Consider the following 2,214-nt stretch of genomic DNA (forward strand, 5'->3'; position numbering starts at 1 on the left):
GCTACCAGGCCGTCTCTGAAATGATCTTCCAGGATGAAGACGGCCAGCCCCACCAGTTCACATGGCGCACCATCCAGACCTGGTGGTACTACTACCGCAGACACGGCATCACCGAGAATCCCGTCCGTTCCGACAAGGGCACCGTGCGCAAGGTCTCGCCCGAGGAAGTCCTCGCCGCCATCGAAAAGGCACTTCCATCCTTTCGCCAGAGCACCGGAAAGGGATCGCCACGCCCCCTCAACATCCAGGCCCTCTACCGCGCCTGCATCGAGCAGGGGCACCTCATCCGCAGCCGCATCGCGCCCAACACCTTCCGCCGCATCGTCAACCGCTACGAGCTGCTCAAGCCCGATACCCACCAAAGCCCCAAGCGCCGGCTCGCCTTTGCCAAAGCCCACGCCAACGACCTCTGGCAGACCGACACCCTCCACGGACCCTACCTGCGCTTCCACCGCCACCAGAAGTCCGTTCAGGTCTTCCTCATCGCCTTCATCGACGACGCCTCGCGCGTCATCACCCACGGCCAGTTCTTCGCCGCCGACAATACCGAAAACCTCATCGAGTGCTTCCAGAACGCCCTCTACAAAAGAGGCGTCCCCCAGGCCATCTACGCCGACAACGGCTCCAACTACTCCTCAAAGGAGTTCGCCCAGATCTGCACCCGGCTCGGCACCGTCCTCATCCACACCCCCGTCCGCGACGGCGCCTCCAAAGGCAAGATCGAACGTTTCTTCCGCACCGTGCGTGACCAGTTCCTTGAGCGGAACCTCGACTCCATCTCCTGCCTCGAGGAACTCAACGAGCACTTCACCCGATGGGTCGAGGACGAATACCACACCCGCGAACACTCCACCCTCGGCATGCGACCGCTCGACCGCTTCGGGCTCGACCTCGGCCGCATCCGCCACCTCCAGCACTGCAGCTTCAATGAAGAACTCTTCTTCCTCGAAGCCACCCGAAAGGTCCGCACCGACAACACCTTCCACTTCCAGAAGATCCGCTACGAAGCCCCGCGCGACCTGCGCGGCAAGACCATCACCATCCGCTACTCACGCTTCATCGGCACCTCCGGACACCCCATCGCCTACTTCGAGGGCGAGCGCCTCGGCAGTGCCTCCCCCGTTGATTTCATCGACAACGACCGCAAACCCCATCTCGGCCGGGACGGCGACTTCTAACACCCCAAGCACAACCATCCACCACCATGATCCGCCAACACTTCGGCCTCACCCGCGATCCCTTCATCATCGATCACGACGCCCCGCTGCTCGCCCACCAGCAACGCCACTTCGACATCCTCAAGGTCCACTCCCAGCAGGGCGGCTTCTGCCTCATCCTTGGTGAACCCGGCACCGGCAAGACCGTCCTCAAACACCACATCATCCACCATGACACCAAGCACTGGATCACGCCGGTCATCAACCGCTCGCTGCACTCATGGCACAACATCCTGCGACTCCTCTGCCAGGCCTTCGACCTCGAGAGCGACGGCAGCGACCACAAGTGCGAAGCCCGGCTCATCGCCGAAGCCCGCGCCCTTCACATCAAGGGCAAACACATCATTCCCATCATCGACGACGCCCACCTCATCCCCATTGAGGCCCTGCGGAAACTCCGCCTCCTCCTGGAGGACTTTCCCCGCAGCCACAACCTCATCCTCATCGGGCAACCCGCGCTAAACACCACCCTCCAGCTCCGCATCAACCACGACCTCAAGACCCGCGTCACCTACAGCGCCAAGCTCGACGCGCTCACCGCCAACCACCTCGCCGAGTTCATCCACTCCCAGCTCGACCGTGTTGGCCTCCCGCATGCCACCTTCACCGAGGAGGCCGTCCACCTCATCACCCGCAGTGCCGAGGGCACACTCCGTGCCGTCAAAAACCTCTGCATCGGCTCCCTCATCGAAGCCGTACGTGACCGCACCAAGACCGTTGATCTCAAACAGGTCAACGCCGTGCTCCTCCAGCCCCACTGGCGTCACAACCTCACCGGAGAACCCGCCGAACCTGTCCTCATCCCACCCGCCAACCTACCGACCCAATCATGACTTTTCGGTGAAACGGAGGCAGGCCCTGCTGGGGAGCATCCTGCCAAGGGATAGCCGGAACGGTGCGCGACCGATGGTGTCGTAAAACCACAGCAAACGGGCGTGGCTGAGCACTTCAGCCACGCCCGAAATCCTCATACCTCACTCATCGAGAGCCACCGTCA

General features: G+C 62.4%; 2 protein-coding genes. Both read left to right on the top strand.

Translation table 11 applies throughout. From position 1 onward, the window contains the following. Nucleotides 1–1,178, top strand: a 1,178-nt coding sequence (locus ACG2LG_RS23700) for a DDE-type integrase/transposase/recombinase (RefSeq protein WP_396263319.1), incomplete at its 5' end; no start/stop codon positions are given. Between the two features lie 26 nt (nucleotides 1,179–1,204). Further along, entirely contained in the window at nucleotides 1,205–2,050 is an 846-nt protein-coding gene (locus ACG2LG_RS23705) for an ExeA family protein (protein WP_396263321.1), read from the top strand. Nucleotides 2,051–2,214: the final 164 nt, after the last annotated feature.

The organism is Haloferula sp. A504 (assembly GCF_044385805.1).
Classification (GTDB): Bacteria; Verrucomicrobiota; Verrucomicrobiia; order Verrucomicrobiales; family Akkermansiaceae; genus Haloferula.